Origin of the sequence: Flavobacterium sp. N2550 (assembly GCF_025947265.1) — a bacterium.
Taxonomy (GTDB): Bacteria; Bacteroidota; Bacteroidia; order Flavobacteriales; family Flavobacteriaceae; genus Flavobacterium; species Flavobacterium endophyticum.
Genome location: NZ_CP110007.1, coordinates 1,724,822 through 1,747,427, shown reverse-complemented (window position 1 = coordinate 1,747,427; position 22,606 = coordinate 1,724,822). Strand labels below are relative to the sequence as shown.

The 22,606-nt window shown below is 38.4% G+C and carries 33 protein-coding genes; 28 read left to right on the top strand and 5 right to left on the bottom strand.

All coding sequences use genetic code 11. The annotated features are described in order from the left end of the window. Positions 1 to 44 precede the first annotated feature (44 nt). The 3 genes from OLM56_RS07690 to idi form a co-directional block, all read right to left on the bottom strand. Positions 45 to 1,010 (bottom strand): type I phosphomannose isomerase catalytic subunit, encoded by a 966-nt coding sequence (locus tag OLM56_RS07690; protein WP_264528889.1) that lies wholly within the window; start codon positions 1,008 to 1,010, stop codon positions 45 to 47. A 111-nt stretch (positions 1,011 to 1,121) separates the two neighbouring features. Further along, on the bottom strand, positions 1,122 to 1,532 hold the full coding sequence (locus tag OLM56_RS07685) for a 6-carboxytetrahydropterin synthase (RefSeq protein ID WP_121376679.1): 411 nt from the start codon (positions 1,530 to 1,532) through the stop codon (positions 1,122 to 1,124). A 59-nt stretch (positions 1,533 to 1,591) separates the two neighbouring features. Further along, the gene (gene idi, locus OLM56_RS07680) at positions 1,592 to 2,119 is read right to left on the bottom strand and encodes an isopentenyl-diphosphate Delta-isomerase (protein WP_121376680.1); all 528 of its coding nucleotides are present in this window, start codon (positions 2,117 to 2,119) and stop codon (positions 1,592 to 1,594) included. Positions 2,120 to 2,318: 199 nt separating this feature from the next. Between idi and OLM56_RS07675 the strand changes: the two genes are divergently transcribed. The 3 genes from OLM56_RS07675 to OLM56_RS07665 all read left to right on the top strand — a co-directional run bounded on the left by OLM56_RS07675 (position 2,319) and on the right by OLM56_RS07665 (position 4,545). Then, positions 2,319 to 2,867, top strand: coding sequence for a TPM domain-containing protein (locus OLM56_RS07675; RefSeq protein WP_264528888.1), 549 nt, complete (start codon positions 2,319 to 2,321; stop codon positions 2,865 to 2,867). A gap of 142 nt (positions 2,868 to 3,009) precedes the next feature. Continuing rightward, the gene (locus tag OLM56_RS07670) at positions 3,010 to 3,813 is read left to right on the top strand and encodes a hypothetical protein (protein WP_264528887.1); all 804 of its coding nucleotides are present in this window, start codon (positions 3,010 to 3,012) and stop codon (positions 3,811 to 3,813) included. Positions 3,814 to 3,903: 90 nt separating this feature from the next. Continuing rightward, positions 3,904 to 4,545 (top strand): hypothetical protein, encoded by a 642-nt coding sequence (locus OLM56_RS07665; protein WP_147406623.1) that lies wholly within the window; start codon positions 3,904 to 3,906, stop codon positions 4,543 to 4,545. A 202-nt stretch (positions 4,546 to 4,747) separates the two neighbouring features. Here OLM56_RS07665 and OLM56_RS07660 read toward each other — a convergent pair whose 3' ends face one another. After that, the gene (locus OLM56_RS07660) at positions 4,748 to 5,488 is read right to left on the bottom strand and encodes an NAD(P)-dependent oxidoreductase (protein ID WP_264528886.1); all 741 of its coding nucleotides are present in this window, start codon (positions 5,486 to 5,488) and stop codon (positions 4,748 to 4,750) included. A 318-nt stretch (positions 5,489 to 5,806) separates the two neighbouring features. Between OLM56_RS07660 and OLM56_RS07655 the strand changes: the two genes are divergently transcribed. The 11 genes from OLM56_RS07655 (at position 5,807) to OLM56_RS07605 (ending at position 13,648) form a co-directional block, all read left to right on the top strand. Then, positions 5,807 to 6,535, top strand: coding sequence for a hypothetical protein (locus tag OLM56_RS07655; protein ID WP_264528885.1), 729 nt, complete (start codon positions 5,807 to 5,809; stop codon positions 6,533 to 6,535). Positions 6,536 to 6,883: 348 nt separating this feature from the next. Continuing rightward, the gene (locus OLM56_RS07650; RefSeq protein WP_264528884.1) at positions 6,884 to 7,234 is read left to right on the top strand and encodes a hypothetical protein; all 351 of its coding nucleotides are present in this window, start codon (positions 6,884 to 6,886) and stop codon (positions 7,232 to 7,234) included. A gap of 136 nt (positions 7,235 to 7,370) precedes the next feature. Continuing rightward, positions 7,371 to 8,696: a S41 family peptidase gene (locus tag OLM56_RS07645; RefSeq protein WP_264528883.1), complete on the top strand. Its 1,326-nt coding sequence runs from the start codon at positions 7,371 to 7,373 to the stop codon at positions 8,694 to 8,696. Between the two features lie 31 nt (positions 8,697 to 8,727). Continuing rightward, positions 8,728 to 9,093, top strand: coding sequence for a hypothetical protein (locus OLM56_RS07640; protein WP_264528882.1), 366 nt, complete (start codon positions 8,728 to 8,730; stop codon positions 9,091 to 9,093). A 48-nt stretch (positions 9,094 to 9,141) separates the two neighbouring features. After that, complete coding sequence (locus OLM56_RS07635) at positions 9,142 to 10,323, top strand: hypothetical protein (RefSeq protein WP_264528881.1); 1,182 nt, start codon at positions 9,142 to 9,144, stop codon at positions 10,321 to 10,323. A 261-nt stretch (positions 10,324 to 10,584) separates the two neighbouring features. Beyond that, entirely contained in the window at positions 10,585 to 11,022 is a 438-nt protein-coding gene (locus tag OLM56_RS07630) for a response regulator (RefSeq protein WP_121376691.1), read from the top strand. Between the two features lie 455 nt (positions 11,023 to 11,477). Next, the gene (locus OLM56_RS07625; protein ID WP_264528880.1) at positions 11,478 to 11,801 is read left to right on the top strand and encodes an ArsR/SmtB family transcription factor; all 324 of its coding nucleotides are present in this window, start codon (positions 11,478 to 11,480) and stop codon (positions 11,799 to 11,801) included. Positions 11,802 to 11,805: 4 nt separating this feature from the next. Continuing rightward, the gene (locus OLM56_RS07620) at positions 11,806 to 12,273 is read left to right on the top strand and encodes an SRPBCC family protein (RefSeq protein WP_264528879.1); all 468 of its coding nucleotides are present in this window, start codon (positions 11,806 to 11,808) and stop codon (positions 12,271 to 12,273) included. 6 nt (positions 12,274 to 12,279) lie between these two features. Continuing rightward, entirely contained in the window at positions 12,280 to 12,672 is a 393-nt protein-coding gene (locus OLM56_RS07615) for a DoxX family protein (RefSeq protein WP_264528878.1), read from the top strand. A 4-nt stretch (positions 12,673 to 12,676) separates the two neighbouring features. Further along, entirely contained in the window at positions 12,677 to 13,240 is a 564-nt protein-coding gene (locus tag OLM56_RS07610; protein WP_121376696.1) for a DUF4256 domain-containing protein, read from the top strand. 18 nt (positions 13,241 to 13,258) lie between these two features. Next, positions 13,259 to 13,648 (top strand): DUF1398 domain-containing protein, encoded by a 390-nt coding sequence (locus OLM56_RS07605; protein ID WP_264528877.1) that lies wholly within the window; start codon positions 13,259 to 13,261, stop codon positions 13,646 to 13,648. A 3-nt stretch (positions 13,649 to 13,651) separates the two neighbouring features. Here OLM56_RS07605 and OLM56_RS07600 read toward each other — a convergent pair whose 3' ends face one another. After that, positions 13,652 to 14,182 carry an NAD(P)H-dependent oxidoreductase gene (locus OLM56_RS07600; protein WP_264528876.1) on the bottom strand — a complete coding sequence of 177 codons (531 nt, stop codon included), beginning with the start codon at positions 14,180 to 14,182 and terminating at the stop codon, positions 13,652 to 13,654. A 97-nt stretch (positions 14,183 to 14,279) separates the two neighbouring features. On the opposite strand from OLM56_RS07600, the gene OLM56_RS07595 reads away from it, so the two are divergent. From OLM56_RS07595 to OLM56_RS07530, 14 genes are all read left to right on the top strand, one after another. Further along, positions 14,280 to 14,642: a winged helix-turn-helix transcriptional regulator gene (locus OLM56_RS07595; protein ID WP_264528875.1), complete on the top strand. Its 363-nt coding sequence runs from the start codon at positions 14,280 to 14,282 to the stop codon at positions 14,640 to 14,642. A gap of 19 nt (positions 14,643 to 14,661) precedes the next feature. Then, positions 14,662 to 15,216, top strand: coding sequence for a YdeI/OmpD-associated family protein (locus tag OLM56_RS07590; protein WP_264528874.1), 555 nt, complete (start codon positions 14,662 to 14,664; stop codon positions 15,214 to 15,216). Positions 15,217 to 15,364: 148 nt separating this feature from the next. Beyond that, positions 15,365 to 15,694 (top strand): potassium transporter KefB, encoded by a 330-nt coding sequence (locus OLM56_RS07585; RefSeq protein WP_264528873.1) that lies wholly within the window; start codon positions 15,365 to 15,367, stop codon positions 15,692 to 15,694. A gap of 11 nt (positions 15,695 to 15,705) precedes the next feature. Next, the gene (locus OLM56_RS07580) at positions 15,706 to 16,443 is read left to right on the top strand and encodes a DoxX family protein (RefSeq protein ID WP_264528872.1); all 738 of its coding nucleotides are present in this window, start codon (positions 15,706 to 15,708) and stop codon (positions 16,441 to 16,443) included. Further along, positions 16,440 to 16,739 (top strand): hypothetical protein, encoded by a 300-nt coding sequence (locus OLM56_RS07575; RefSeq protein ID WP_264528871.1) that lies wholly within the window; start codon positions 16,440 to 16,442, stop codon positions 16,737 to 16,739. Before OLM56_RS07580 ends, OLM56_RS07575 begins: the two co-directional genes overlap by 4 nt. Before the next feature lie 97 nt (positions 16,740 to 16,836). Beyond that, positions 16,837 to 17,877 (top strand): tetratricopeptide repeat protein, encoded by a 1,041-nt coding sequence (locus OLM56_RS07570; RefSeq protein WP_264528870.1) that lies wholly within the window; start codon positions 16,837 to 16,839, stop codon positions 17,875 to 17,877. A gap of 62 nt (positions 17,878 to 17,939) precedes the next feature. Continuing rightward, entirely contained in the window at positions 17,940 to 18,350 is a 411-nt protein-coding gene (gene arr / locus OLM56_RS07565) for an NAD(+)--rifampin ADP-ribosyltransferase (RefSeq protein WP_264528869.1), read from the top strand. Positions 18,351 to 18,550: 200 nt separating this feature from the next. Next, a complete protein-coding gene (locus tag OLM56_RS07560; protein ID WP_264528868.1) occupies positions 18,551 to 18,937 on the top strand; it encodes a VOC family protein in 387 nt (128 codons plus the stop codon). A gap of 67 nt (positions 18,938 to 19,004) precedes the next feature. Then, positions 19,005 to 19,835 carry an alpha/beta fold hydrolase gene (locus OLM56_RS07555; protein WP_264528867.1) on the top strand — a complete coding sequence of 277 codons (831 nt, stop codon included), beginning with the start codon at positions 19,005 to 19,007 and terminating at the stop codon, positions 19,833 to 19,835. 14 nt (positions 19,836 to 19,849) lie between these two features. Next, a complete protein-coding gene (locus OLM56_RS07550; protein WP_264528866.1) occupies positions 19,850 to 20,254 on the top strand; it encodes a hypothetical protein in 405 nt (134 codons plus the stop codon). Between the two features lie 79 nt (positions 20,255 to 20,333). Next, positions 20,334 to 20,807, top strand: coding sequence for a biopolymer transporter ExbD (locus tag OLM56_RS07545; RefSeq protein ID WP_264528865.1), 474 nt, complete (start codon positions 20,334 to 20,336; stop codon positions 20,805 to 20,807). A gap of 35 nt (positions 20,808 to 20,842) precedes the next feature. After that, positions 20,843 to 21,271 (top strand): hypothetical protein, encoded by a 429-nt coding sequence (locus OLM56_RS07540; protein WP_264528864.1) that lies wholly within the window; start codon positions 20,843 to 20,845, stop codon positions 21,269 to 21,271. Positions 21,272 to 21,312: 41 nt separating this feature from the next. Next, positions 21,313 to 21,750, top strand: coding sequence for a hypothetical protein (locus tag OLM56_RS07535; RefSeq protein WP_264528863.1), 438 nt, complete (start codon positions 21,313 to 21,315; stop codon positions 21,748 to 21,750). 109 nt (positions 21,751 to 21,859) lie between these two features. Then, positions 21,860 to 22,522, top strand: a complete 663-nt coding sequence (locus tag OLM56_RS07530; protein WP_264528862.1) for a hypothetical protein — start codon at positions 21,860 to 21,862, stop codon at positions 22,520 to 22,522. The last annotated feature ends 84 nt before the right edge of the window (positions 22,523 to 22,606 follow it).

Below are 22,606 nucleotides of genomic sequence, written 5' to 3'. Positions count from 1 at the left end.
ATTTGCGATTGCAAAATTAAGCATAATCTTTCTATTTGAGGCAATTAAATATAAATTTCTAAAAGCACGGCCTTTCCTTGCAGTGTAAAATCTTTTAAGACTGCCGGAACCAAGATAGTATCTCCCTTTTTATAATTCCATGCCTTTCCTTCATAATCCAGCTGAAATTCTCCTTCCATGCACATATATACTCTAAAGGAATCCTCAGAATTGCTTACGTTTACCTTCCCGCTTAAAGGCAAGTAGTTCGTAGTAAAATAAGGACAGCTCACCGCGGGATTGCTCTTGTTCTCTTCCTGCGCATACTCTCTTTTGGCATCGGCCGTATCATAATGAATCGCATCCAGCGCCAAGTCAATATGCAGTTCTCTCGATTTGCCTTCTGCATCTACCCTGTCCCAGTCATAGACCCTATAAGTGATATCCGATGTCTGCTGGATTTCGGCAAGAACAATTCCTGCGCCTATAGCATGGATCGTGCCTGTTTCCAAGAAAAAGACATCTCCTTTTTTTACAGGAATCTCCTTTAATATCGATAACAATGTCTTGCTTTCTAGATTTTTTAAATAATCTTCTCGGCTTGACTTTTCTTTAAAGCCTACCACAATTCTTGCTCCTTCATCAGCCTGCATCACATACCACATTTCTGTCTTTCCGAAAGAATTATGGCGTTTTTTAGCCAATTCGTCATTCGGATGTACTTGAATCGACAGGTCTTCCTTCGCATCAATAAATTTGAACAGCAAAGGAAACTCTGTACCGAACTTCTCATATATTTTAGTTCCCAATATTTCTGCCGGAAATTGAGAAAGCAACTCCGAAAGTAATTTTCCTTGATACACACCTTCAGAAATCCGGCTCACATCGCCCTGCACCGTAGACAATTCCCAGCTCTCGCCGGTTATCTCGGATGTTATGGGCTTGTTGAAGATGGCTTTCAGCTTGGTACCTCCCCAGATACGCTCTTTGAGTATTGGCTCGAATACCAGTGGATATAGTTGTAGACTCATACTATTTTTTGGAAACAAATTACAGAAATTCTCACTTCTGATTGTAATACTATTTTGCTAATAGCTTATATGATTTTCAATGTGTCTAGTCTGCTCTCGTTATAAAGCAGATTACTCGCCTTTATAGCTGACGAAATTTCGAGGCGTCTCATACAACACGATCTCAAGATCCATGTCGGCACCAAGCCTCTTGCGTATCTTATTCCAGATTACGACCGCAATATTTTCGGCTGTAGGATTCAGCTCAAAAAACTCAGGAACATCTAGGTTTAGGTTCTTATGGTCGAAAGGCTTTTCTACCTCTTCAAGGATGATATCCGCCAAATCCTTAATATCAATCACATAGCCCGTATCCGGATTGATGCTTCCCGTCACGCTGGCTACCAATTCATAATTGTGCCCGTGGAAATTCGGGTTGTTGCATTTTCCGAAAACCGAATTGTTCTTCTCGTCCGACCAATCTTTTCGATACAGGCGGTGCGCGGCGTTAAAATGGGCTTTTCTGCTGACAGTTACTCTCATTTAATTATGATTTGAGATTTAAGATGTGTATTGTATAATCCAAGATCTAAATCGGAAATTTATAGCTTATGGTCTTCAAGAAAATGATAGAATTCGTCAAAAATAATCTTGAACCAGACGGTATAGCTATCCGGATGCTGCTGCATGTCTTCCTTGATCGCATCGATGTCCATCCATTTCCAGCTTTCTACTTCTTCTGGATTTATCTCAGGTTCCCCGTCAAAGTAGCCGATCATGACGTGATCCAGCTCGTGTTCCGTCAGTCCATTGTCAAACGGAGCCTTGTAGATAAAATGAAACAGCTCTTTCAACTCGGTCGAAAATCCCATCTCTTCAAAAAGGCGGCGATTTCCTGCCTGTATATTCGTCTCGCCTTCGCGCTGGTGGCTGCAACAGGTGTTCGTCCATAACAGCGGTGAATGGTATTTCTGCGAAGCGCGCTGCTGCAGCATCACTTCGTTTTTTGAATTCAGTATGAATATTGAAAAGGCTCTGTGGAGCTGCGCTTTCTCGTGCGCCTCCAATTTCGGCATCAATCCGATGGGCTCGTCTTGTTCGTTGACTAATATTACTTTCTCTTCTGTCATAACTTTTTATAGCTTGTCAAAAATACAAAAAAGAAATGGCTTGCAGAAATCAATGTCGACCGTAGGAATTTTACCTGTACTAAAAATGCCTATATTTGATTTTAATAAATTATAACCGATTTCATTACTCCAATTTTGGACTTCGTAGAATGTTCTTTAAACAAAAAAAGAATTATGAATAATGCTTAATCAAATCAACATGAATAAAGTTCTCTGCATAGCTGTCTTTCTACTATCCACAGCTACTTGGTCACAAGTTGAGACTGCAGATAATGATTCCCTAAAGACAAAGAACATTGAACTCTACAGGGAAATGTTTTGGAACAACCCTCTTAATGATAAAAAGTGGGTGACTGATTATGAAAAACTATATACTGACGATCAAAAAGCCGAACTTAATACTATCATCGACAATTTTGAAAAAGAAACCTCTTTCGAAATTGCAATCGTCACTATTGATACTCTAAAAGTTTCTCGCGAGAAATTTGAAGATTTGTCTCTCCATATTGCCAAAACTTGGGGTGTTGGAAAACGCTATAAAGATAATGGAATCTTAATCGCAATTTCTGACGGCTATAGAAAAATGAGGATTCAAAACGGAAATGGAATCGAAAGAATCTTAACAGATGAGGAAACGCAATTGATTGTCGATAATTATTTCATACCCGAATTCAAAAAGGGCAGCTATTTTAATGGAACTTTAGTAGGGTTAAAAAAAATAATACGAGTTCTAAAAAGCAAAATGTAACGTCAACAAAAAAAGTTAATTAGTAAAGGACATATATCAGCAGGTAAGACTTCTTGTATCTTTGTCCTAACAATAAACCCAAACGAATCCTGCGCTAAAGCTTATTCCTTCTTAATTTCGACTACCCCTTTTTTAAAATACTATGAAACGATTTTTCTCCATTCTCCTTATTGCCTTAACAACAATCTGCTCTGCCCAAAAGACCGAAATCTATGTCATCGGCAACATACATGACAGCGTTCCCAACTACCATCCTAAAATACTATTGGGCATGCTAGACAAAATAGGACCCGACATCATCCTGCACGAAGTCGACAAAAAAGGAATGGAAGACTATGCTCAAGGCAAAAATCTTAATGAAAACGAGGTCATAGCCAGCAATCTCTATTCAAAAAAACGTCCCAACACCATGAGGCTCCCTTTTGAATTTGAAGGAAGAAACCAATACCGCAAAGACCAAGGCATGGTACCGACAGATAATTTGACAGTCAAATTAATCGACAGTCTTTATAAGGCAAAGCAATTAACTCCAAAAGAGGCAAAAATATACGAAGACTTTAATGCGCTCACACAAGAACTCATGAAGATTGCCGAAGGAGCGCCCGAAAAATTCAACAACCCGTCGACAGATCGTATTGCCGAAAAAAGACAAGAATCTCAATACCACGAGCTCTTGAAGATAACCGACAGCAGGCCCGAATTTTCAAAACGTTTTGTCACCAAACCCAACGGCGAAAAGATAAGCTATAAAGACGGCTTTAAGAAGATGTCTGGTTTTTGGGACCTCAGAAACAAAACTATGGCCCAGAATATCTATACTATTGCCCAACAGCATCCTGGCAAAAAAATAGTAGTGCTCACAGGCTTCTTGCACCGCTATTACCTGATCAAGGAATTAAAGAAATTAAACAAGCAAGATTTTATCCTCAAAGAGTTTTACGATTAAAGAGCTAAAGAGCCCATTAGAATTATCTTATGAAGGAATATTAATTGACTGTCATAAAAAGCAATGAAACTACCAAAGTAAAAAACCTATATGAATAAAATTTTAATTCTCTGTGCTTATTTATTCCCAACATTGATTTTCAGTCAAACAAAACTTGACGAAAATGTATCAGTTAGCTTTTCTGGAAAAACAGAGACTTATGAGCATAAAGAGAAAAACGCTATAGCTAAGGCGTATTTTTTTAACTCTAAAGAAGATTCATATGTCGCCATGCGTGTTGGAGCATTATCGAATGGGGTGCCAGATCGTAAGCTTCCAAAAGATATTGCCGAATTAAAAAATATATACCAACAGGTAATCGCTGAACAGCTTAAAAGCATGGCCAAAAAAGGCTTATTTTTAAAAGATTCTACACAGATAAGTGTCGATAAGCATATCGCTTACAAACTAAGATTTAAGGGGAAAGACTCAGAACAAGAAGTAGGAGAAAGTTTAATTTTATATATAGAAGGTATTACTTATGTTTTCATTTATTCAAAGGTAGGCTCCTATAGTATAGATAAAAAAGAGAAGTTTTTCAAATCCATAAGAATCAACACTTCATCAGAACTACAACAAATCAGCAAACCTTTTAGCTACTCCAGCGCCTTATTAAAGATAGTAGGCAGTATACTTTTTCTTTTCTTGCTATCAAGGCTGATAAAACTGGAAAAAAATCGAAACAAGAATTAGCCTGCTACAACCACAATAGCTACATAAAAATAGTTTAAATTGACGAAGAATCATTTACTAAAATAGTCTTTCTAAAAGCCAGATTGATCTCGCTTGACGAAATACTCTTGCCTTCGGCCCACCTCCATCCGAAAAACAGCCTACAGTCCCTACAGTCTAGTCAAAGTAAATCTTTTACCTGCTGTTTTAGAGAGAATGCTATTTACCTTGCTTCAGTTGTATTGTCGTTATAAAGCACCGGCATCTTCCCTTTCCATTTATTCCAAACCGCATCATTTCGCAACAATCTACACATAAAGTGTGCTACGTTGCTGCGGCTGGTATAACCCGGGTCAAACAGGGCGCTTCTCGTAGGCGAAGGATGTAGCGAATAGGTTGTCACAGACTTCTCGTCAATCAAGCTATCTGGACGCACAGCTACCCATTCGACAAAGGGATGGTTTGGGCCTATTTTCTTTCTCAAGTAATCAGCTGCTCTTTCATTATCACGATGCGGAGGCAGTAACAGTCGAAACAAGCCTATCACGATTTTCTGCCTAAAAGAAACCCGCTCGTCCAAATCCCTGTTGCTATTTCCTGCCGTATTCATCAACACCAGCCGAATCGGTTTTTCTGGCGCGTTCATAATAGCGGCCTCGCAAAACAATCGGATTGTTTCCTGAACCAGCCGTCTTGGCTTTCCATATATTCCTTTAAGGTTCGGATTATGTCCTAGACAAGAAGCTACCGATTGGCAGTCTTTAAGGTATGCTGCCATCTCATCAACGCTGATAGCAGTAATAGCATTTACCCTGATAACCGTAATACGTTCATGGCTCTCCCATTGCTCTGGAATAAGACTTGAAGAGCGGACAATTACTTTTACTTTTTGCCCTGCTTCCAGTAATTGCACTACCAATAACTTTCCTGTTGCACCACTTGCTCCCACTACTGCTGTTATCATATTTTGAAAAGTTATATTCTTGTTACGGCTTTTTACCCTCGCTAAAATAACTGCACCCAATCATTTCTCAAAACGGAAAACCGTAAAAAAGATATTCTAAAAACAGAAAGACAGTTTCGAGGTGCTTAAAGTGTAGTTTTGTTTAGGGTGAGTCCATAGTAAGTCCATAATGAGTCCATAGTGACTCCATAAAAAACTGCTTTTTTATAGAGTCATTATAGATTTACTATACTATGATTATAAACATATCCCGAAGAAAACTACAAAATAAGTCGAGCAATATTACGTTTATACTACTAATGTTAAACACTTTACGCTATGGCACATATACGCAATAAAAACTTCATCAGCGGCGCTACCGGCAATCTGGTTTTTAGAAATCTCAACGGAAAACAAATCATTCAGTCCCATCCAGGCGAAATACGCCAGACCCGAGCGACTGTGGCGAGCGCTTCAGAATTTAGCCATTGCAGCCGTTGGGCTAAACACCTTCGCATCGGATTGCATTCTTTTTTGGCCGGACATACCGACAGCTATATGTACCGTCGGCTGACTGGTGCTTTTTATAATGCCCTGCTCGAAAACACCCACCTGTCCAAAGGACAGCGCACTCCCTTTACTGCTGACATGAAGGCTTTGGAGGGATTTGAGTTTAATATTCATTCGCCTTTTAAGAAGTATTTCCTGCCAGAAATTACAGTCGTTATGGATTCTCAGCGGCAGGTGCAAGTCACTATTCCCGAACTGGGGCCCAAAAGCCAGATACGGTTTACAGAAGGGGTGCCGCATGCGGAACTGGTCGTATATGCCTGCGCTACAAAATTTGAAGCAAGCTCTCCTATCACGGATGCTTTTTTCACGTTGCCTATACCTCTTGATGCTGCTGTCCAATGCGAAACGGTTTGGACCAGTCCCGCACTGCCCGAAGGTTATTTTGTAGTAGTCGCGGCAAAACTGCTGTATTATGAAGAAAATCAATTTATGGGGAAGAAGTATAGCAATAGCGACCTATTGAATCCGTGTAGAATTTTGTTTTGCGGGATTTAAGAGAATAATCAAACTCCTAGTAAATCCCGTCTTAATGAAGAAATAAAATTATATTTTTGAATTAATTTAGCTTCGAAAACATTATAATTATGGCAACTCAGATTTGTCCAAAATGCAAGCAAGATTCTTTTACATGGTACATGGATGATGACGAGGCTTCAGGTTTAACGATATGGCATTGTTTTAATTGCAGATATGTTGCTTATGAAGATGAACAAAAGATCAGAGATTGTCCCGATTGTTTAAAAAAGGCTTCTAGTTACTTAATGGATACTGAAATCATTTTTTATTGGTGCAATAATTGCAATGAAATCGAATTTCTGAAAAACAAATAAATAGTACTAATTTATGACTGCCGAAAAAGATAACTGGCCCGCTTTTGATATAAGATCTTGGAAAAACATTCCTAGCTTTTCTGGTAAAATTGCAAATGAATCTGATGCAAAGAACGGGACAGCGGTATTTTGCATTAAAGATGTAGATTTCGAGCATACCCCTTTTGAGATTGGACTTCCTAGATTAGCCTATTTAATAGATTCAGAAAATGGAGATAAGGAATTAATTGTCTTGATTCAAGCTGAATCAACAAGTCGAGGAATTGTTATTGGCTATAGAAGTCCACAAGGCGGAAATGGAGCTTGCTTTTTTTATGAATTAGAATTACTTGATGAAAAAGAAATCGAGAAAATTTTGACATAATTGAACAAACTTTAAAAGCAGAGTTTAAAAACTTAAAACAGAACATCTTATACAATAGTAATATACAATAGGAGAACCAAATAGCGTAGCTGTTTTACTATCTTTGGTAAAATTCCACCTTCAACCACTAACTCCTATGAAACGATTTCACTTCCTGGTACTGCCTCTTTTTATGTTATGCTCTATCCATTTTGGACATGCTCAAAAAAAATTAAATAAGGGAGTAACCCGTCATCAAATTGCCAGCTTGGTAGATTCTCTTAAGAAATCTTTAAACAGCTATTACATATTCCCTGACAAAGCTCTTTTAATAAGCAACCACTTAAGCAGTCAACTAGCAAAAGGAGTTTATAAGAATAATACAGATCCTGCAAAATTGGCGAGTCAGTTAGAAAACGATATCAGGAGTATCCATTATGACTCACATTTTCACGTCAATTTTGAACCCGGCATGTTGGCTCCAAATAAGATGAGTCATGAAGAGAGAACAAAGGCTATGGAAGAATTTTTAGCTGCTGAAAGAGATAACAATTTCAATTTGCAGAAAGTGGAGGTTCTTCCGGGCAACATCGGATATTTTCTTTTTAATGGGTTTACAGGCAGTGTGAATGAGGCAAAGCCTATCCTAAACGCGGCACTGACTTTTTTATCAGGCACAAAAGCATTAATAATTGACTTGCGCTACAATGGTGGCGGGAATACAGCTAATCGACTGGAAAGCTACTTTTTTAAAGAAAGAACCCATTTATATGATAACGTAAATACTTTCGAAAAAAATACGATTTCCGTATTTTCAGACCCATCAGCCACAAATGGGCTGACCTTGCTGATGCCTGTTTATATACTGACAAGCAAGAATACTTTCTCTGCTGCAGAAGCTTTTTCAGCTTCCATGCAAAGCTTAAAAAGGGCAGTCATTGTTGGTGAGAATACGGGCGGAGGTTCGCACATGACGGGTACTTTTGATCTGGGTGGCGGCTTTATTGCAAGAATACCTTTTGCTCGGCCAATCTCAACGGCAACTTTTAAGGACTGGGAAGGGACTGGCGTAACACCAGATATACCCGTTGAAGCGTCAAAGGCTTTAGAAAAGGCACAAGAGGTCATTTATCAAGATTTGTTGTCGCAGGCAAAAAGCGAAAAAGACAAAATGAAAATCCAATGGGCAATGAATATGCTGATAGCCGAGCAAAATCCGCCAAATTTAAGCGCGGCTTCCTATAACAAATATGTAGGTACCTATGTTGGCGGATTAAAGTTCTATATTGAAAACGACCAATTCGTATGTGAAAATTCAGGACGGGGCGGCAGCAATGTATTCAAACTAATTCCTATTTTTGATGACACCTATGTGCTTGATGAGAATGTTCAAATTCAATTCGTAAAAGATGAAAAGAATATCTATTCTAGTTTAAAGATGCTATGGAAAGATGGTCATGTGACTGAAAATAGAAAAGAATAAGCCATTATTTTGAAATAAATTTAAAGAAGTAATGAAGAATAGCCTTAAGACAGCAATGAGTATAATCGTAGTTCTATTTATTTGCAGTTTTTTCATAAGAGGAAAGATTAGTCATGAAAAATTTGATTCTGATAAATGGAAAAACTCAAATCTCAATTCAGAAGAAAATTTAAGCTTACGTTGGGACATGATGAATAGCTTGCGAAACAATTACGACTTAATTGGAATGTCTGAAAAGGAAATTATTAATCTGCTCGGAAAACCAGACGATAGCTCTTCTATAAAAAATTCATGTATGTATTCTCTAGGATATAGCCATAGAGGAATTAATACAGGATCACTTATCGTATATTTTAAAAATAATAAAGTTGAAAGAATTGCTGTTTTGCAGGGATAAAACTTTCACTTACATCATTAGCAGTAATCAGCTATGCCATGTGATAATATGAAAACTTTCAAGACAATCCTTTTACTCCTAACGGCAAACTTGGTTTTTAGCCAAGGAAACTATGCTATTCATAATTTTAGAACTGATGAGGTTTATGTAGCGCCGAGGCAGTTCTTTATTGATAACAATATTACCAAGACAGTGGCCTATTCCTATACTATCAGTCGAAAGGGCAAGATAAAAAAAGACAGCCTTCTGTTGCATCGAAAACAGTTCGATATCTCTAAAAACAAACTTTTCGGATTAAATTACACGTGGTATCATCAATCACATGGTTCATTATTCATGGGCTGGTATGATTTTGAGACCTACTATGATAATGACGGACAAGTAATTAAAGAAACCTCAACGCCTAGGCCTTTTGACAGAAAAAAAAGACGTAAGGAAGAGGTATTCTATGATATAATCACACATGTAACAGAATATGCATATGATAGCTTAAAAAGGGAAATCAAAAGTACTTACAGCGGAATTAACCGTATGTATACCATCAGTTCTAAAGATACCCTATTACTTCTATACTCCATTGAACGTCCTAAAATTGATGACTATTTCTACAATTCTGACAACCAAAAAATAAAATGGTATCATACGGTCGATAGTACAAGATATTTCAGCACTGATGGTTTTAGTCCAAAAATAATTTCAAAAAATACCGTTTGTAGTTATTGCCAAGAAAAATACCTGAATTCAGAATGGAAATACAACTTAGACAAAAAACTAACAGAATGGGTGACTTATACCGACAAAAATAAAATACATACAAAGCATAATTACTTTTACAACGACCTGCAGCAACTGGTCAAACAAATTGACTCAACAGGCTGGTATATGGGTAGCCCTCATTTGGAATCGACTACTACCTTCCAATATTCAAGCACAGGCAAAATCGTTACAAAAATCAATAGTCCTGAAAGCCATGGCTTCAATCAAAAAACAATTTCTTATTTTGACAATAATGATACGCTCATTAAAGAATGTACTTTTTCTGACACTTCCGAAGACTGTACCGAAAACTCTTTTGTATATGATCAAAACAAATTAATCAGAAAAAAAACTCTTTTTAGAAACGTGACTCTCGTAACAGAATTTTATTATAATGAAAAGGAGCTCCTGACAGAACATAAGGCATTTAGAAATGGCACTTTGACAAGGTTAATTCGATATTACTATGAATAGAGTCTCTAAAGGCGTATAAAGAAAGTAACATCATACGGCTGCGGACATACCAGAGATTGATTATCTGCTGATATCACATGACCATTACGGCCATATGGATGATGAAAAGCTCGAAAGCCTCAAGCTCCAGTTTTCCGATTCTGAGGACATTATGAAAAAGTGACACTTTTTTTTCGTATATTTGCTATTCACCTTTGCTTTAGTTGAAGTTTTTTCAACATTTCTCTTTCTATTTCATAGGCGACTTAAAAACAACTGCCTATGAAAAATCTAAGGATTTGTCTAGTCGATGACGACAAGGACGACAGGGAAACTTTCCAAGATGCATTTAATGAACTAAATTCAGATAACGTCTTGATGACATTCAAGAACGGTCTAGAAGCCATCGATTATTTGAATGCCATAGAAGATGTTCCTGATATTATTTTTCTTGACTTAAATATGCCGATTATGGGCGGTCTTGAAACATTAAGGGAGATACGAAAAAATGAACGTTACAAATTGCTTTCTGTAGTCATCTATTCTACTTCGTCTTCTGAAAAAGATATCGAAGAAACGCTCGTTGCTGGAGCCAATATCTATATTACAAAGCCGACCAATTACCGAGTCTTAAAAGATATGCTTACAAAAGTAATGAAGATGAACTGGCAGTACCATACATCTGAATTAGATAAGGATACTTTTGTATTTGCTATCTGATTTCTTTTAGTTAGACACGGCCTCTTTTAGTGCTTTTTCTCTTTCCTGCTCAATGTAATATATACTGCAAGCTGTCACTATGATTATTGCAAAGACAAAGTAAAAAATCTTATAATTGGGCTTTTCCTTCTTTTCTTCTATTGGGTCATCATTAGGTATCATAAATACTTCTCGTTACTTTTTTCGGAAAGGTAATCCTATTTCATGCCCTATAGTTATAAGATTCCAACTATAGTTTACAGCTATTACGGTTTTTCGTAATAACAAAATGGAAACCAATCTACCGAATCTGAAATTTACATAAAATACTGCTTTCTTAATTTAGTAAAAGCCTTTAAAAACAACAGCTGAGAGCCCTAATGAGCTCTCAGATGTCTTCTTATTGGATATTTTTTTGCATAAAGTATTGTGTAGTCAAATGACTTCATATATATTTGTAGTCAAATAACTTCATAATGAATTTAAGACGAGACGTTTTCCAGGCCATAGCCGACCCTACAAGAAGAGCCATCCTTCTATTGGTATCATCGCAATCGATGACCGCTGGCGCCATAGCTTCTAACTTTGATACCGCAAGGCCGACGGTTTCAAAGCATTTGCAGATACTTACCGAATGCGAACTGCTCAAGCAGGAACAGAACGGCAGAGAAATGTATTACCACCTAAATCCGAACAAGCTGAAAGAAATAGCCGACTTTATCGAGCCGTTCCAAAAAATGTGGGACGACAGATTCAACACGCTCGAAAGCATCATGAAAAAGTACCAATCAAAAAAATAAGTTTATGGAACGAAAGACAAAAATCAACGCAGAAGAGGATAAGCAGGAACTGCTGATTACCAGAGAATTTGACCTGCCTTTGGAATTGCTTTTCAAGGCGTATGAAGATCCTGAAATTGTAGCACAGTGGATGGGCACGAAAGTAGTAAAGCTCGAAAACAAAAAGCATGGCGGCTATCAGTTTGAAACCTCAGACAAAGAGGGCAATATACTGTTTAGCGCTAATGGCACCATCCATGAGTTCCTTCCGAACCAAAGAATTACCCGTACTTTTGAGATGGAAAACACGCCTTTTCCGGTACAGCTGGAGTACTTGGAATTTGAAAAGCTGACGGACACTACCAGCAAGCTCACCATGCACATTGTATACAAATCGGTTGCTTTTAGGAACCAAGTACTGCAGCTGCCTTTTGCGCAGGGCATCAATATGGCGCATAACCGACTTCAAGAAATTGCAGACCGCTTAAAATAACACACTATGGAAAAAAGAAACAAAATTGTTTATTGGATTTCGACACTCTGGCTGGCGTTGGGAATGGTGTCGACCGGAATCGTACAGATACTGCACGTAAAAGAAGAAGCCGACATGATGGCCCATCTGGGCTATCCCTTATATTTTCTGACCTTGCTGGCGGTATGGAAATTTTTAGGAGTTATCACGATACTTATTCCTAAATTTACGTTGCTAAAAGAATGGGCCTATGCAGGCTTCTTCTTTGCCATGACGGGAGCCATCTATTCGCACATTGCTTCGGGCGATGCCGTGAAAGAACTATTCCCTCCCCTATTATTGCTGGTATTAACCATGGTATCGTGGTATTTTAGGCCGGCCAATAGAACAGTAAATTTCGTCAAACCTAACAACCAATAACGATATGGACAGCAAAAAGAAACTCTCGGCAGAACACAGCCAGACATTGCTTGGCATACTGAAAGCCCGTTTTGAAAAAAATAGCCACCGCCATAAAGGCCTCAAATGGGACGATATACAGGCAAGGCTAGAAGCACATCCCGAAAAGCTATGGTCGCTAGACGAAATGGAAGAGACCGGCGGCGAACCCGATGTTGTAGGCCATGACGCAAAAACAGGCGAATATATCTTTTACGACTGCGCGCCAGAAAGTCCTAAAGGCCGCAGAAGCGTCTGCTTTGATCCCGAAGCCTTGGCCTCAAGAAAAGAGCACAAGCCAAAAGACAGCGCTGTTGCAATGGCCGATGCTATGGGTATCGACATCCTGACGGAAGAACAATACCGCGAACTGCAGCAGTTCGGTCCGCTCGACACAAAGACTTCAAGCTGGATAGCGACTCCTGCTCCTATCCGAAAGCTGGGCGGCGCACTCTTTTGCGATTACCGCTACGGTACTGTATTTCTCTATCACAATGGCGCAGAATCCTATTATGCGGCTAGGGGATTTAGAGGGTCGCTGAGAGTCTAAAACTAAAAACCAAAAAAGATGTTTACCATAGCACAAATCCAACAAGCACACAGCAAAGTAAAATCAGGTGCCGACTTTCCGGCCTACATCAAAGAAATCAAGGCATTGGGCGTAACCTATTACAAAACCTTTGTAGCCGATGGTCATACTGAATATCATGGAACTGCCGATTATAAAACAGCGACCGATACTAAATATAACATAGTGCCCATTGCCGACCACTGCAATCTCGAACAGTTCAAAACCGACCTGAAAGCACACCAGCAAGGACAGAGCGATTATCTCACTTTTATAGCGGTAAGTGCGGCATGCGGCATCGAGAAATGGGCCGTTGACATGGAAAAAATGACGTGCACGTATTATGACAAGGCAGGCAATGAAGTATTAGTAGAACAGATACCGCAGTAAATTTTACAGCGCTTCTAAAAAGCCCATATATTCAGGTATGCTCTTTTCAATCCATTCAGGTGAAGCATTCAGTTCGATGCCGTAATACGCAAAAAAGTAACGATAGTCTGCCCTGATATAATCAAAAGTCAGTTCAAAAGGAGCCGTCAGCTCGCGCAAGGTATATTTGTATTTGCCGTCGGCTCTGTATTCTTCTTCGTCAATTCCTACTGAGAGTGCTAGTGCTATTTTCTTTCCGCCCAACTTATAGCCGCTTTGGCTTCCGTAGGCCCAGCCATACGTGAGCACCTCATCGAGCCATTTTTTAAACAAGGGCGGACAGTTGAACCAATAAAAAGGAAACTGGAATACGATCTTGTCATACGATTCCAGTAACTGCTGTTCTTTCGCCACATCAATCTTTTCATCGGGATAAGCCTCATACAGACGATGGACAAAATAACGATCTGGGTATTTTTCTAATTCTTCTATCCATCTTTTATTGATAACCGATTCTTGCAGGTTCGGATGTATGATGATGACTAGTGTTTTCATGCTATTATTTATTTACAAAACGTAGACAAAAGTACGCCGCCATGGTCAATTTTGTATATTAGCAACCCATTGTAGGATACTATCAAAAAGGGAAGTAATGACTAAAATCAAGGAAACATCGACTAATTTCGAAAACAAAAAGCTATTGGCAGAAGAATGCCTTGAGGTTTACGCTTCAGGCATCATCGGCGGACAATGGACATTGGCGATATGCTGCTACCTGATTAACGGCAAGCTGCGGTTTGGAGAACTAAAAAAATGCCTGCCCGCTATTACAGAACGAATGCTGACGCTGCAATTGCGCAAATTAGAAGAAAACAAAATAGTGATGCGCACCGTTTTTGCAGAAGTTCCTCCTAGGGTCGAATACGAGCTAACCCCTATCGGCTACCAGCTTAGTACCATCATCAAGAATCTTGAAGATTGGGGAAGAAAGCACAAGCAGCTGATGAAATCCTAACACCAATCAAACAAATCCAATGGCAGCGACCTTTTTTGCAACACAGGCCGAATTTAGAAAATGGCTCGAAAAAAACCATACCAAAGAAACAGAACTCCTTGTCGGTTTCTATAAGCTAGGCAGCGGCAAGCCCTCCATGACCTGGTCAGAATCTGTAGACCAAGCGCTTTGCTTTGGATGGATAGACGGCGTACGCAGGTCCATCGACAAAGACAGCTATTCCATCCGCTTTACGCCGCGAAAAAAGACAAGCAACTGGAGCGCCATCAACATAAAAAAGATGGAAGCATTGACCAAAGCCGGACTGATGACCGAAGCAGGGCAAAGCGCTTTCACCCAAAGGATAGAAAGCCGATCCAAGATCTACTCCTATGAAAACGAGCCTGTACTTCTTGATGCCGAATATGAAAATCAATTTAGAAAGAATACGGCAGCCTGGGATTTTTTTAATAGACAAGCTCCCTCCTATAAAAAGCTAACAATCCATTGGATCATGGATGCCAAGCAGGAAAAAACCAGACTGTCGCGGCTAGAAAAGACAATACACCAAAGCGAGCAGCAAAAAAGAATATAACAATAACTTCCACTGCTTATCAGGCTTTAGCAGCTGCTTTTAGCATTCCCTCTAATTTTTTTTTAATTATTTATTGCACAGTTCTAAAATATGTATTTACTTTGAATTACAAAGTACTTTAAATCATTAATTTTAAATCTTTACTATTATGAATAATGCAACATCACATTCAGACCCTACGGCCTTACGAAGAAGACTATTGATTGGCGCAGGAATTGCCACAGCCTTGATTGTTTTCTTTCTGTTAAATGCTGGCGAATCGAAACCAGAATGGGGAAAATACTGGAGAATCAAGCCTCTTATAATGGTGCCTCTGGCAGGTGCTTTTGGCGGCGGATTATTCCATTACATCCAGCAATTCATCGGCGGCCAGAAAGCTTGGACACGAATAGCAGCTTTCTTAATCGGCGCGATTGCCTTTATCGTTATCTTATGGATCGGCACCGTTTTAGGACTTAACGGTACTCATTGGGATTAATACCTCAAACCATGAACTTGCTTTCCCGATTCGAACAGGCACATCTGCAGGCAAAAAGCAATAGATGGTTGCGTTATTTCACCGTCTTTTGTCGCATTGCCTTGGCGGCAGGCTTTTTGCCTTCGGGCTTTGTCAAGATTGCAGGAGAACGCTTTACTTCACTGTCTGTCAACCATCCCATGGGACATTATCTAGAAGCCCTGCATGAAACCAGCTATTATTACACCTTTATAGGCATCGTGCAGGTTACAGCCGCTATACTGCTGCTGATTCCCCGTACGGCTACGCTTGGAGCTGTGCTTTATTTCCCAATCATCCTAAACATCTGTATCCTTTCGTTGGCCGTACGTTTTGAAGGCTCGCTCCTCTCCTCTCCGTTAATGGTGCTGGCCAACACCTATCTCCTTTTTTGGGATTATGACAAGCTCAAATTTATACTCCCTTTTAATCGTTCGCCCCATGATGCCTTTCTACGGCAGCAAACCCGGAGCACTAAATTTCCTATGGCTTTCTTTGCCAGTTCGGCGGCGGCTGTTTTTATCCTAGTACTTATCATCACTAACCTGTTCGAAATCCAGCCTCACAATACCATTCCCGATTGCGAAATACAATGCAAAGACAATGACAATCCCCAAGCCTGCATCGACTTCTGCAATTGCATTCATGTACAAGGCAGGCCGATTGAAAAATGTTTGGAAGCATACAAAAAAGCAAAAAGAAATAATAATCTTAAATCACAATCAAAATGAAAACGAAACTATTTACTAGGGTCACAGCCTTATCCATAGCAGTAACTTTTGTTGCCTTGCTGCTCGGCCTTATTGGTGCGGCAATGTCCAGCTTTTATCCGGGGCTTGCCGTCTTGATAGTTATGGCTTTGATTACAATTTCCTCTAGGTTATACGCTACAAGAATAAGCGCCAGATCCAATGATTTTCAGCGAAACTATTATACAATATTTACAATTATTAATGTGTTGTTAATCCTGATCGCGTTATGGATGACATTTGTAATTGTTCACGACCGTGTTCTTGGAGATTGCTGATAAAGAGTTTTAGGCTATGCTAAAATAATTCCTATATTTGATTTCAAACAGTTAAAAAGGTTCTGTTCTATGCAGAACTTTCCATAAAACAAATAGAATGAAAAACATAGTAAAACTTTTGATCTTACTGCCTATTCTGTCATATTCACAAAACAAGGAAGAAGCTGACAAGAAAGTCAATGAAGGCGTATCTTTGCACGACCAAGGAAAATACAACGAAGCCCTTTTAATGTATGAAGATGCCTTGCGACTAGATAAAAACAATTTTCTTGCATTGTCCGAAAAGGCTTTGACACTAAACGCAACAAAACAATATTCTGAAGCTGTTGAGATCAGCAAACTTGCCATTAAAACACACCCAAAAGACGATTTAAAAAATGTTTATGTCTCTTATGCAAACGCTTTAGATCATCTTGATCAGGTTAAAAATTCTTTAAAAATATACGACGAAGGTTTGGCGAAATATCCAGACTATTATCAGCTTCACTACAACAAAGGCATCACTTTAGTAAATGCGCAGCAAATTGACAAGGCACTCATTTCTTTTCAAAACGCTACAAAATCGAATCCTAACCATTCAAGTTCATTTAATGCGTTGGGAGTTTTAAATAAAGACAGCAACCGCATTCCTTCAATTTTATCTTTTAGCAGATTTTTAGCTTTAGAAAATAAATCGTCTAGAGCAAAAGGAAATTACGAAATGATCATCAGCCTTATGTCGCAAGGCGTTTCTCAAAAAGAAGACAATTCTATCTCTTTAGTTATTAATCCTAATTCTATAAATGAAAACGGCAAAAAAACAGATAATGATTTTTCGTCCGCAGACTTGATATTATCAATGGCTGCCGCATTAGATTACGATAGCAAAAACAAAGACAAGACAGAATGCCAAAAATTTATAGAAAAGTTTGGAACCCTATGCGAAGCTTTAGACGAATTAAAAAAAGAAAACAAAGGATATTATTGGGAATTCCTTGTGCCTTATTTTATAGAAATGAAAAAGGAAAAACTAATCGAGCCTTTTGCATACATAGTTTTTCTGCCGTCACAAGATAGTGATGTGATTAAGTTCCATAAAAATGAAACGATTAAAATTCAACAATTCTATGATTGGTCCAATAATTATAAGTGGAAATAAACTATAAAAAAACAATTTAAAAGAAGCTTTATAATAAAAATTGACAACCTACTAAAACTACCATGGCACACTCAAAAGAAACTATCCAATACTACCACGGCACAAAAGCAGACCTAAAACAAGGAGACCTCATCCAGCCCGGTTTTAATTCCAACTACGGAAAACAGAACAAGGCAAAATACATCTATTTTACGGCAACCCTCGAGGCGGCCACTTGGGGTGCCGAGCTTGCCCTTGGCGAAGGTTCAGAAAGAATCTACATCATAGAACCGACAGGCGCATTTGAAGACGACCCTAACCTGACCGACAAGAAATTCCCTGGCAATCCTACAAAGTCATACCGTTCCCAAAACCCGCTTCGCGTTATCGGAGAATTAAAAGAATGGCAACCGCACACTGCCGAACAGCTCAAGACCATGAAAGACCATTTAGAAAAACTAAAACAGCAAGGCATTGAAGCTATAGAAGACTAACAGCTTGTTGTTCTTAGGCGCAAGATAGATGTTATTTTAACATCTATGATAGCAGACAAACCATTACTCAAGAATCTTTTACACCACAAAATAATTTAATATATTTGATAGAAACAGTTACAACTAATATAACTGACATCCTGCCACCTACCCCCACAAAGGCAAGCAAAGTTTATACTAACAATCAAAACATAAAAATTATGAATCCAAAAAAAATGTGGGCTAATGTAGCCGTAAGCAATCTAGAACGGACCACTAAATTCTATACCCAATTAGGATTTAAGCACAACGGAAGCTCTAACGACCTTACAAGCTTTTTTTTCGGTGAAGACAATTTTATAATGCACTTCTTCCTGCCAGACATCCTCAAGACCAATACAAACATCGAAATCGCCGACTCCCACAGCGCCAACGAAATCATATTCACCCTTTCTGCCGAAAGCAAAGAACAGGTATATAATTGGGCAAAAGAAGTAGAAAACGCAGGCGGAACTATTATTTCCGAACCCAAAGAATTCGGAGAAGGATATTACGGTTTTGTTTTTGCAGACCCCGACGGACATAAGTTCAATGTCTTTTACATGTAAGAACTTCGTGAAGCACAAACGCAAGACAAAATGAGCAGGCAGCTATACCATAAGACCGTAAAAGTCGATGGAGTCGAAATCTTTTACAGAGAAGCAGGCGACAAAAAAAAATCCGTCCCTGCTGCTCCTGCACGGCTTCCCCACCTCATCCCTAATGTTCAAGAACCTCATGACGGTGCTTTCAGACCGCTACCATCTCATAGCGCCAGACTATCCCGGCTTTGGCTTTAGCGATTTCCCTCTGATGAAAGATTTCGACTATTCTTTCGATAACATCGCATCCTGCATGAATGCCTTTACCAAAGCCATCCGCCTCCAATCCTTTACAATCTACCTTCACGATTACGGCTGCCCGATAGGCCTGCGTATCTGTCTGCAGCATCCCGAAAAGATCGAAAAGATAATCGTCCAAAACGGCAATGCCTACCAAGAAGGTCTTGGCCCCCAATGGAACGAAGTCAAGGACTATTGGAAAAATCCCACTCCAGAAAAAAAGAAAAAAGTAGCCGCCTTTTTAAGCAAAGAAGGAACCAAAGAACAATATTTTGCAGGATTGCCTAAAAAACTACACCAAAACGTAAGCCCCGAATCGTGGATCATCGATTGGCAAAGAATGAGCCGGCCCCGAAACATCGCGATGCAGTTTAAGCTCAACTGCACCTATCAGACCAACATCAAAATGTTTCCCGCTTTCCAAGACTACTTTCGCAAGCACCAGCCCAAAGCCCTTGTTATTTGGGGCAAATACGATGTCTTTTTTGATGTGGCCGAAGCCCATTGCTATAAAAAAGATTTGCCCAAAGCCGAAGTCCATATTCTAGAAGGCGGACACATGGCTTTAGAAACTAATTTTGAGGAAGTAGTACAGCTTATTGAGCGATTTATGAGCAACAACTAAACGTTGGGCATCTTATGAAAAAAACAAGCTACAAATTAAGCGAACGAAAACCCATATGGATTTCACTTTCTCAATTCTATCTCGATACCGAATTAAAGGATAACGATTTCACAGATATCGCTTTTAAAATCATTGAAAGTCCTTATACTTTCGAAGAAGTAAAAAAGATAAACCAACATGAGATATTTCCTGTGCTACAAAACAATCTTTTAAGCATTGCTGACGAATGGGCCGGGTTTGATGAAGAGTGGTTAATCGAAGAAATAACAAAAAGAATCAATAAAAAATCATTTGTAAGCACCTTAAAAATTAAAATAAATTATCGGTTATTTAAATCGATGCAGAAAGAATACTGGAGCAAGCTTAAAAAAGAATATGATTTAATTAAAAAAGGACTTTCGAACAAATCTTCTCTATGATTGCGGGTATTTTAGGACAATTAGATATATTTGATTTAAAATAATTATAAATAGCTGATTTAGTATCAATAGCAAAATCATGACTACAAAAAAGAAAATGGTTGTCTTCTCCATTACATCAACACTCACATTCCTGTTGATTCTTTTTTGCATTCTATTTTTAGTAAACAGCAAAACCTTTAAAAAAGAATATTCGCTTAATCTCCATTTGCCTTCAAAAAACTTTTATGAAGAAACTTGCGGTTGCTCTCTTGAAAAAATACTAAGCTTTAGAACTTTCAAATCCTACCAGCTCACTACAAACGAAACCCAAAATCTTCTACTATTTAAGCAGATTCAATCCGATATTAAAAATATAGTGAAAAGCAATGATTCAAAAAATGGTATCAACATAAAACTTAACACCAAAACAAAATACGGCGAAGTAGTTAAAATACTCGATGTTTGTAAAACTGAAAAAGCCCAAACTTATATTCTCAAAGATTACGACATTTGGATTATGACGGGTTCTAACTCAGAATTAAAAAAGAATTGTCCATATAAAAAGCTTTAAAACAATTCAATACATTTGATTTAAATAATTAAATCATGAAATTATTATTTTTATTTACTTGCTTACAACTGTCAAATTTGTCTTTCGGACAAAAATCTAATACCGAAAAGATAAAATTCGATGGTTTTTATGAGTCAAAATGCATCTTTGACGATGATGATAAAGAAGGAAGCAAAGACTATTTAAGGTTTTATCCAAACGGAAAAGTAATTAGTGTGGCTACAGATTGTAATGCAACAGCTGAAGATTTAAAAGAGTGGTTTAATATCCAATCGCAGAGTGTTTCAATAGGTGATTACACAATTAAAGGCAAAAACATCTATTTTAAGATAAAAGGTATCACTGGAGAAATTATTTATAAAGGCAAAATTATTGATCAATATTCACTATCATTAAAACATCGTAGCTTAATTAATGGCGATAAAGGAAAAGAAAATTATCGTTTGATTATTATACATAATTAGAAAAACAACTTTCAACGCACATTTGACAATAACTACAATTAATGAAAAAACTAGGCATCCTACTACTCACTATCCTAATCGCTACCCTATTAGCCGGAACCTACGGAGCGATGCATGACCAGATAACCTATACCATTTCATCAGAATACTTTACAGTATTCAAATTTGAGCAATTTGGCTTCCAAGATTGGGGAAATAACAATCCCCGTTTAACAACCGCCCTCATCGGCTTTTTAGCAACATGGTGGGTCGGCCTCTACATTGGCATTGTTCAAGGTCTGGTCGGACTAATCCACAAAAGCCCAAGGCTGATGTTTAAATACGTCTTCAATGCCATACTCATTACATTAGGTATAGCTATTATATTTGGAATATTCGGAGGAATTATTGAAGCCTTAAGCGGAGAAACCGACCCGAGCTGTTTTCCTTATGACGTACAAGATTGCAGAAGTTTTTTTTATTGTCGGCTCCATTCATAATTATGGATATGCAGGGGGCGAAATAGGAGCCGCGATTGGTTTGGCCTATCAAATTTATCAAAAAAAGAAAACTAGCGTATAAAATTCAGAACCCATACTTACCATTACCATGACAAAAAACTCCATCTGCCTTCTACTACTACTCACACTCTTAAACAGCTGTAACAAACACGAAACCGCAAAAGCAGAAACAGACGCTCCCGATTTCGAAGGAAGAATCGAATACCGATTAAAGTTTATCCCTAATCCCGACAAAAACGTAGATACAATAAAATTAAAAAAGGAATTTGGAGACAAGAGTATATTTATAGTCAAACAAGGAGCCACCAAACAAGTCAACGATTTCAACTATATGACTCAGCAGTTATTTCTCCCAAAAGAAAACCGATTATATTATACCAACAGAACGCAACCAGAAATCCTATTCTTTTACCGATGTGATAAAACAGACAACAAAGACTTCACATCCAAAGTCATCAAAAATGCAGATACCATTTTGGGCTACGTCTGCAATAAGCTGATCTACAAAGACGAATTTGGGCAAATCGACTACTATTTTGCACCCGAACTAAAAATGGATCCAAAATACACTAAAGACTATAGCTTCATGAATAGAAATAAAATAACCCAAATCATGAAATCCGTTTATCTCAAGCAGGTATACAGAACGCCCGAGTATACGGCAATAACTGAAGCGATTAAAGTCGAAAAAACAAAAATAGACGATCATGAGTTCGACAAACCAAAACGTAAAATGATAAGAGAAAGATAACTCCAACAACCGCTTCCTAGCGGTTTTTTTTATAATCAACACAAACACTTCATCGTAAAAAACAAACCCATCATCAAAAGTTTT

What these genes read in the sequence shown, in the direction of transcription:
- OLM56_RS07690 (WP_264528889.1), bottom strand. Translation starts at nt 1,010, where the DNA reads ATGAGTCTACAACTATATCCACTGGTATTCGAGCCAATACTCAAAGAG.
- OLM56_RS07685 (WP_121376679.1), bottom strand. Translation starts at nt 1,532, where the DNA reads ATGAGAGTAACTGTCAGCAGAAAAGCCCATTTTAACGCCGCGCACCGC.
- idi (WP_121376680.1), bottom strand. Translation starts at nt 2,119, where the DNA reads ATGACAGAAGAGAAAGTAATATTAGTCAACGAACAAGACGAGCCCATC.
- OLM56_RS07675 (WP_264528888.1), top strand. Translation starts at nt 2,319, where the DNA reads ATGAATAAAGTTCTCTGCATAGCTGTCTTTCTACTATCCACAGCTACT.
- OLM56_RS07670 (WP_264528887.1), top strand. Translation starts at nt 3,010, where the DNA reads ATGAAACGATTTTTCTCCATTCTCCTTATTGCCTTAACAACAATCTGC.
- OLM56_RS07665 (WP_147406623.1), top strand. Translation starts at nt 3,904, where the DNA reads ATGAATAAAATTTTAATTCTCTGTGCTTATTTATTCCCAACATTGATT.
- OLM56_RS07660 (WP_264528886.1), bottom strand. Translation starts at nt 5,488, where the DNA reads ATGATAACAGCAGTAGTGGGAGCAAGTGGTGCAACAGGAAAGTTATTG.
- OLM56_RS07655 (WP_264528885.1), top strand. Translation starts at nt 5,807, where the DNA reads ATGGCACATATACGCAATAAAAACTTCATCAGCGGCGCTACCGGCAAT.
- OLM56_RS07650 (WP_264528884.1), top strand. Translation starts at nt 6,884, where the DNA reads ATGACTGCCGAAAAAGATAACTGGCCCGCTTTTGATATAAGATCTTGG.
- OLM56_RS07645 (WP_264528883.1), top strand. Translation starts at nt 7,371, where the DNA reads ATGAAACGATTTCACTTCCTGGTACTGCCTCTTTTTATGTTATGCTCT.
- OLM56_RS07640 (WP_264528882.1), top strand. Translation starts at nt 8,728, where the DNA reads ATGAAGAATAGCCTTAAGACAGCAATGAGTATAATCGTAGTTCTATTT.
- OLM56_RS07635 (WP_264528881.1), top strand. Translation starts at nt 9,142, where the DNA reads ATGAAAACTTTCAAGACAATCCTTTTACTCCTAACGGCAAACTTGGTT.
- OLM56_RS07630 (WP_121376691.1), top strand. Translation starts at nt 10,585, where the DNA reads ATGAAAAATCTAAGGATTTGTCTAGTCGATGACGACAAGGACGACAGG.
- OLM56_RS07625 (WP_264528880.1), top strand. Translation starts at nt 11,478, where the DNA reads ATGAATTTAAGACGAGACGTTTTCCAGGCCATAGCCGACCCTACAAGA.
- OLM56_RS07620 (WP_264528879.1), top strand. Translation starts at nt 11,806, where the DNA reads ATGGAACGAAAGACAAAAATCAACGCAGAAGAGGATAAGCAGGAACTG.
- OLM56_RS07615 (WP_264528878.1), top strand. Translation starts at nt 12,280, where the DNA reads ATGGAAAAAAGAAACAAAATTGTTTATTGGATTTCGACACTCTGGCTG.
- OLM56_RS07610 (WP_121376696.1), top strand. Translation starts at nt 12,677, where the DNA reads ATGGACAGCAAAAAGAAACTCTCGGCAGAACACAGCCAGACATTGCTT.
- OLM56_RS07605 (WP_264528877.1), top strand. Translation starts at nt 13,259, where the DNA reads ATGTTTACCATAGCACAAATCCAACAAGCACACAGCAAAGTAAAATCA.
- OLM56_RS07600 (WP_264528876.1), bottom strand. Translation starts at nt 14,182, where the DNA reads ATGAAAACACTAGTCATCATCATACATCCGAACCTGCAAGAATCGGTT.
- OLM56_RS07595 (WP_264528875.1), top strand. Translation starts at nt 14,280, where the DNA reads ATGACTAAAATCAAGGAAACATCGACTAATTTCGAAAACAAAAAGCTA.
- OLM56_RS07590 (WP_264528874.1), top strand. Translation starts at nt 14,662, where the DNA reads ATGGCAGCGACCTTTTTTGCAACACAGGCCGAATTTAGAAAATGGCTC.
- OLM56_RS07585 (WP_264528873.1), top strand. Translation starts at nt 15,365, where the DNA reads ATGAATAATGCAACATCACATTCAGACCCTACGGCCTTACGAAGAAGA.
- OLM56_RS07580 (WP_264528872.1), top strand. Translation starts at nt 15,706, where the DNA reads ATGAACTTGCTTTCCCGATTCGAACAGGCACATCTGCAGGCAAAAAGC.
- OLM56_RS07575 (WP_264528871.1), top strand. Translation starts at nt 16,440, where the DNA reads ATGAAAACGAAACTATTTACTAGGGTCACAGCCTTATCCATAGCAGTA.
- OLM56_RS07570 (WP_264528870.1), top strand. Translation starts at nt 16,837, where the DNA reads ATGAAAAACATAGTAAAACTTTTGATCTTACTGCCTATTCTGTCATAT.
- arr (WP_264528869.1), top strand. Translation starts at nt 17,940, where the DNA reads ATGGCACACTCAAAAGAAACTATCCAATACTACCACGGCACAAAAGCA.
- OLM56_RS07560 (WP_264528868.1), top strand. Translation starts at nt 18,551, where the DNA reads ATGAATCCAAAAAAAATGTGGGCTAATGTAGCCGTAAGCAATCTAGAA.
- OLM56_RS07555 (WP_264528867.1), top strand. Translation starts at nt 19,005, where the DNA reads ATGGAGTCGAAATCTTTTACAGAGAAGCAGGCGACAAAAAAAAATCCG.
- OLM56_RS07550 (WP_264528866.1), top strand. Translation starts at nt 19,850, where the DNA reads ATGAAAAAAACAAGCTACAAATTAAGCGAACGAAAACCCATATGGATT.
- OLM56_RS07545 (WP_264528865.1), top strand. Translation starts at nt 20,334, where the DNA reads ATGACTACAAAAAAGAAAATGGTTGTCTTCTCCATTACATCAACACTC.
- OLM56_RS07540 (WP_264528864.1), top strand. Translation starts at nt 20,843, where the DNA reads ATGAAATTATTATTTTTATTTACTTGCTTACAACTGTCAAATTTGTCT.
- OLM56_RS07535 (WP_264528863.1), top strand. Translation starts at nt 21,313, where the DNA reads ATGAAAAAACTAGGCATCCTACTACTCACTATCCTAATCGCTACCCTA.
- OLM56_RS07530 (WP_264528862.1), top strand. Translation starts at nt 21,860, where the DNA reads ATGACAAAAAACTCCATCTGCCTTCTACTACTACTCACACTCTTAAAC.